Origin of the sequence: Nostoc sp., from assembly GCF_036917375.1 — a bacterium.
GTDB lineage: Bacteria > Cyanobacteriota > Cyanobacteriia > Cyanobacteriales > Nostocaceae > Nostoc.
This window is the reverse complement of sequence record NZ_JBALDN010000062.1, coordinates 58,201-64,782: the sequence shown is the minus strand read 5'-3', so window position 1 is coordinate 64,782 and position 6,582 is coordinate 58,201. Positions and strand designations below refer to the sequence as shown.

3 protein-coding genes are annotated in these 6,582 nt (G+C 41.5%); 2 read left to right on the top strand and 1 reads right to left on the bottom strand.

Features of this window, described 5'->3' with window-relative positions; translation table 11 throughout:
• Positions 1-490: 490 nt before the first annotated feature.
• The gene (locus V7K45_RS16865; RefSeq protein WP_335005359.1) at positions 491-3,508 is read right to left on the bottom strand and encodes a GAF domain-containing sensor histidine kinase; all 3,018 of its coding nucleotides are present in this window, start codon (positions 3,506-3,508) and stop codon (positions 491-493) included.
• 762 nt (positions 3,509-4,270) lie between these two features.
• On the opposite strand from V7K45_RS16865, the gene murJ reads away from it, so the two are divergent.
• A complete protein-coding gene (murJ, locus tag V7K45_RS16860; RefSeq protein ID WP_335005357.1) occupies positions 4,271-5,875 on the top strand; it encodes a murein biosynthesis integral membrane protein MurJ in 1,605 nt (534 codons plus the stop codon).
• A 153-nt stretch (positions 5,876-6,028) separates the two neighbouring features.
• Positions 6,029-6,550: an outer membrane beta-barrel protein gene (locus V7K45_RS16855; RefSeq protein ID WP_335005355.1), complete on the top strand. Its 522-nt coding sequence runs from the start codon at positions 6,029-6,031 to the stop codon at positions 6,548-6,550.
• Positions 6,551-6,582: the final 32 nt, after the last annotated feature.

Here is a 6,582-nt window from a genome sequence, read left to right as displayed (position 1 = left end):
TCACGCTCTAGTTTCAGAGGCAGGTCTTTTTCCATAATTGTGATACTCCACCTCCGATGTCACACTTGTCAATACCTCCTGACCTGAATCCTTACTTGTTGATATTAAAGTTAAAAGCTTTTATGGCGAAGATGGTACAGTTCATCAAATTACCTTAATGTTAGAATCTGGTGAAAAAGTACCTTTGATTGGTACCTATAGTTCTGGATTTCAAGAAAAACAAGAAATAGTTAAGACGATCAAAAATTTCCTCGCATCGAATTAGTACCTGCGTTGTACGAATTCTGCGGCTTTCTCAACATCAACTTTGCGATCGCATCCCAAAAAACGTCCTAAACTATAAATAAATTATATTAATTCAGGCGTTGGTGCATTAGTCTAATCACATAACGCAATGCCAGTTATGATGCCTTTGGGGAACGGAGGAAACCCCTACTTATCCTGGCTCCCCTATTTAAAATTGACTGAGATTGTTAAAAATCAGTAGCCTCTAATTATCAATGGGAATTTCAATTAAAAACTCTGTTCCTTCTCCTGGTTTAGAAGAACATTTCATCTGACCATGATGTTTTTCAACTACTATTTGATGGCTAATAGATAATCCTAACCCCGTACCTTTACCTGGTGCTTTGGTAGTAAAAAAGGGATCGAATATATGCGATCGCACCTCTTCAGGAATCCCAAGACCATTATCAGCGATTCTAATTACAATCTGGTTATTAATAGCTTGCGTATTAATCCAGATAGTCAAAGGTATTCTCGGAGACGTTTGTAGTAATTTCAAATATCTTTGCTGTATAGTGTTAAACTTTTCCTCTAATGCATCAATACTGTTACTCAAAAGATTCATAAACACTTGGTTTAATTGTGCGGGATAGCATTCGAGCAAAGGTAAATTATCATATTGTTTAACAATCTCAATCGCTGGGCGATCGTTATTATTTTTGAGGCGATGCCCTAAAATTAATAAAGTACTATCCAACCCTTCATGAATATCTACTGGCTTCAATTCAGCCTCATCTGTACGAGAGAAGTTTCGGAGTGATAGCACAATATCACAAATCCGCTCTGTTCCTACTTTCATAGACTCAAGGGTTTTCGGTAAATCTTCGATGATAAAGTCCAAATCACTCTTGTTTATTTGCTCTTGGATAGTTGGCAATATTGAAGAGTGTTGACGGTAAAGATTCACTACCTTGAGCAGTTCTTGAGTATATTCACTTAAATGGATAAGATTGCCAAAAATAAAACTGATAGGATTGTTGATTTCATGGGCAACTCCAGCAAGTAGTTGTCCTAATCCTGCCATTTTTTCACCCTGAATTAACCTAGTCTGAGTTTGTTTTAATTCTTGCAGAGTCTGAGTAAGTTCTAAGGTTTGACGTTTAGTTTGTTCGAGTAATTCTGCTTGCTGAATCGCAATTCCTAATTGCACTCCAACTTGAGCCAGTAAATTAATTTCCTCTTCTTTCCAATAACGTGGTTGCGAATTTTGATAAGCAACTAATAATCCCCATAATTTTTCACCTTCCCGAATCGGCACAAAGGTTTCGTTACGCGGAAGTTCGTTATCGTCGTCTGTATCCTCAAAAGTTTCTATAATCGTTGGTTGGGTTTGTGCAACTGGTTTCCAACCATCTTTAAAAGAATCTGCTACAAATTTGCCGCTCCAATCTGGGTTGAAACGGTAGATTGCAATTCGCTCGACTTCGAGTAACTCTCGCACAGCGTGAGTAGTAGTTCTAAAAATAGTTTTAATATCGAGTGACTGGCGGATTTTATCAATAGTTGCAGCCAGTAGTTCTTGGCGTTCCATTGCTTTTTCGCGTTCAGTGGCTTCTGCTAACTGGATAACTTGCATTTGAACTTGCTTTAAATAAGAATCTTGTTTTAATGCAACTCCTAATTGCTCGGCTATTTGACTAGCAAATTCAATTTCAGAGGGTTGCCAGTAGCGAGGAGCAGTGCATTGGTGAATACAGAGCAATCCCCAAAGTTCACCTTTTTTTAATAGAGGTGCGACCATATTTGCCCGCACTTGAAATTTTTCTAGGATTTGAACGTAGCAACCGGGAAACTTTCCTTGATAAATGTCAGCGATCGCATTTACTCGACCTTGAGCGTAAAGGGGTGCAAAGTTTTCCCCAAAGCAATAGTCATAAACTTTTTCTGCCATTACGGAGTTACATTCAGGTACAAAATCCTCAGAAATAAATTCCCCTTCCCAATCTTTTTGCGGGTCAAAACGAAAAACTGCCACTCTGTCTGCTTGCAGCATTTGCCGTGCCTCGGTGACAGTAGTTTGGAAAATTGTATTTAAATCTAGAGACTCCCTAATCCGAGTAATCACGCTAGTTAATGTTTTTTGTTGCTCTGCTTGGTACTGAGCGTATGCCAGCAACTTATGGTGTCGCACTGCTACACCAATTTGCGTGCTGATTTTGGTCAGTGATTCGACTTCATAAGATTGCCACTGCCTGGGTGAGGCATTTTGATAGGCAGCGATAATTCCCCATAGTTGATCTCCTTGGAGAATAGGGGCAGTAGCAAAGGCTTTTGCCTGGAATTGCTCCAACAGAGTTATATGGCAGTTTGTTAAGCCGGCTTGGTAAATATCATTAACTATAAAAGTTTGGTTGTTAACATAACGCCCGCCTTGTGTCTGTTGTAAATAAGTATCAGCGATCGCAGGTTGATGTCCAACTAAGGGAGTCCAGCCTTCAGCAAATGATTCCGCAACAAAGTTACCACTCCAATCTGGATTGAAGCTAAAGATGGCAACTCGGTCAGCTTGCAACAGCTTGCGTATTTCTTGAGTTGTGGTTTTAAAGATAGTTTCAATATCAAGGGGGGAGCGAATTTCATCGACAATTTTAGCTATTACTTGGTCGCGCTGAACTGCTTGAGCCAATTTTGCAGCTTGCAATTTGACTTCATAGAGATGCTTTGCTTGTTGAATCGCAACAACAAGATGATCGGCAATTTGACGAATAAACTCAATTTCCGATTCTTTCCATTCACGAGTCTCACTGCATTGATGAATGCAAAGCAATCCCCACAATTCCTTCTGGCGCGATAGAGGGACAACGAGGTTGGCTTGTACCTGAAATTTACTCAAAATTTCCAGATGACAATCACTTAGTCCCGCTTTGTAAATATCTGCTACTGCTTGCACTCTACCTTGTTGATAACTAGAAGCAAATTGTTCTCCAAAGCAGTGGTCATAAACTTTTATTGCCATTGCTGAGTTCCAGCCAGTTGCAACATCTTCAGAAACAAATTGTCCCTCCCAGTTTTGTTCGCTGTCGAACTGGAAGACTGCTACTCGGTCAGCATTTAGCAACTGACGCACTTGTGTAACGGTCGTCTGAAAAATTTTTTCTAAATCAAGAGATTCCCGAATACGGACAATTACACTCGCCAGAGCTTTTTGTTGCTCTAGTTGCTCTTGAAGTTGAGCGCTTGATAAAAGAAGTTGATTTTCTGTGAAATTTGAATTGGGTTCCATTGCTCTGGATTATCTCGTTTTTTATACAAGGGTTCCTCGCACCAAACTTCATGGGTTAACAAGTGTCAAAAATATGACAAACTGCAAAGTTTTACAGTCTTCAACTGGCCGCGTCCGGGATTCACCAATTTCAGATGGATAGCAACTTGTTGGGGTAGGGACAAATGGGCGCTTTGGGACTGAGTACTGGGTACTAGGAAATAAAATATGAGTAAGATTTGTTTGGGATTCAAATCTCGCCCGATATCCAGTCCCTAGTCTCCAATCGCCAATCCCTAGTTCAACTATTTCCCAGAAGATGGTTATTGTTATAGTTCCCCTTTCTCGATCTATCCTTGTAATGGATTAAAAAATAATTTTGGCTTGTACACAAAAGAGGAGATGACTAAGTACACAATTGTGTAAATTCGTCGCCAATTGAGGGTTTAATTTAAAACACAGAGGAGCGCAAAGTTTATTTGGGTATATTCACTACAAACTTAAAGCTTGGCTGTCACTAAGTTAGTGTTGTCAAGTCAAATCAGAAAATCGGTCTGACCCCTTTAAAATCGCGATCTAACTAACTTGTAATTCGCTGTATTATCGCAATTCAGGAATTTAATTTTGAGCGTAGGCAAGCATTTACCGTAGACATCGCTTTGCCTTTGCTGTTGGCGTAGGCATTTAAAATTACTAATTTGTCAAAATTTACCTGACAGACTGCGGAATTTCAGGTTAAATGTTTTAAAGTATGCACTCTGCTAGAGTTGTCGGGTATTATTCGTGACACAACAAGATCAAAAACCCTCTCGTTCCTTCGCTGGAATTGCTGGCATTGTTGCCGCAGCCACATTAATTAGTAAAGTCTTCGGTTTAGTGCGGCAGCAGGCGATCGCTGCCGCATTTGGTGTTGGTGCTGCTGCCACCGCCTATAGTTATGCCTATATTATCCCTGGCTTTCTATTGATCTTACTTGGTGGCGTAAATGGGCCATTACACAGTGCGCTCGTCAGCGTTTTAGCCAAGCGGCGGCGAGAAGAAGCGGCTCCTTTAGTGGAAACCGTGACAACACTGGTAGCTGGAGTGCTGTTGCTGGTGACAGTGGCTCAAGTTCTATTTGCGGATGCGATCGTTGATTTAGTCGGTCATGGTTTAGAAGAAACAACCAGAGCGATCGCTATTCAACAACTTCGCATTATGGCCCCAATGGCTTTATTTGCCGGTTTAATTGGCATTGGCTTTGGTACTCTCAATACAGCCAATCAATATTGGTTACTCTCCATTAGCCCTTTATTATCTAGTATTACCGTTGTTGGCGGTCTTGCTATCTTAGCGATGCAACTGGGCAAAAACATTATTAAACCAGAATACGCTTTAATCGGGGGAATGGTCTTAGCTTGGGGAACCTTGGCAGGAGCGATTCTCCAGTGGGTAGTGCAGCTAATTGTCCAGTGGCGGTTAGGATTGGGCACATTACGCCTGCGGTTTGATTTTAAATCCCCAGGCGTTCAAGAAGTTATCAATATCATGACTCCGGCAACAGTTTCCTCTGGAATGATGCCAATTAATGTTGCTACTGACCTTTATTTTGCTAGTCCGATCCCTGGTGCGGCGGCAGGATTTAACTATGCCAATTTATTAGTCCAAACCCCCTTGGGGATTATTTCTAATATCATTTTACTGCCTCTATTACCGATATTTGCCAAACTTGCTGGCCCCGAAAATTGGCAGGACTTAAAATTACGGATTCGCCAAGGACTGCTACTCACTGCTTTTACCATGTTACCGCTAGGGGCACTGATGGTGTCGCTATCAGTACCCATTGTGCAGGTGGTATATGAACGCGGTGCTTTCAAGCCAGAAGCCACACAGCTAGTTTCATCCTTGCTAGTGGCTTATGGAATTGGGATGTTTGTCTATTTAGGGCGTGATGTTTTGGTGCGGGTATTCTATGCTTTAGGCGATGGACAGACACCTTTTCGCATCAGTGTTTTTAACATCTTGCTCAACATCATATTAGATTGGTTTTTCGTTAAACCTTTTGGCGCTCCCGGTTTGGTATTAGCAACCGTGGGTGTAAATTGTAGCTCAATGTTAATGCTGTTATGGTTGCTCGATCGCAAACTCAATGGTTTACCTTGGCGCGAGTGGAGTTTGCCGATTCTGGGTTTGGCTGCTGGTAGCGTAGTTGCTGGGGTAGCAAGCTATGGGACATTGATTGGTTCTCAGCAGTTGTTAGGTAAAACAGGTTTACTGATTCTGGTGTTGCAATTGTGTATATCTGGCTTCGTAGGGATTGCGGTGTTTGCTGCGATCGCTTCCTGGCTGAAAATACCAGAGGTAAATATTTTTATCTCTCGTCTACGTCAGCGTTTTTTGAAGAAATAACTGTTATCTAAATATTTCAGTTGTTACACCCAGGTGGGTGAGAAATAATTCAGCCACTTGGGTGAACCAGATGCGTGAGGTTACATTTTGTAAAAAAAGAGATTCTAGTACTAGAGAACATTGATTTTACCTAACTCTAGTGAGAATAACTTTATGAAACTTACAAAATTAGCTGCCTCTTTCCTTGCTGTTGCTTCCATTGTCCTCTCCGCCGGCATTGCATCTGCTCAAACAGCAGTTACTAACGGTACTAACGGTAACTACATCGGTGCTGGTGTTGCTGTTGGTGCAACCAGTGGCGGACAAGGAAACGATGAAGCCCAAATTGGTGGTAATATTCAAGGACGATACGCCGTCCCCAATGCGCCTGTTTCACTGCGGGGTTCTGTGTTGTATGGTGGTGATGCTGCTGCAATTATGCCCATAGTGACTTATGATGCGCCCATCGCCAAAAATACTAACGTTTACTTCGGTGGTGGTTATTCCTTTGTAACTGACGAAGGTCAAAAAACTCCATTGGGCAATCGGAATTCACCTGTAGTTACCCTTGGTGTTGAATCAGAAGTTAGCAAAAATGTCATTGCCTACGGCGATACTAAATGGGGTATTGACGCCTACAAAAATAGTGATGCTGATGCTGTCAGCTTCCAAGCCGGATTAGGCTATCGCTTCTAGTAATTACGAGCTAGAAAACGGCCTATTCACAA

Coding starts and splice junctions, on each gene's coding strand:
- V7K45_RS16865 (WP_335005359.1), bottom strand. CDS start 3,508: ATGGAACCCAATTCAAATTTCACAGAAAATCAACTTCTTTTATCAAGC.
- V7K45_RS16855 (WP_335005355.1), top strand. CDS start 6,029: ATGAAACTTACAAAATTAGCTGCCTCTTTCCTTGCTGTTGCTTCCATT.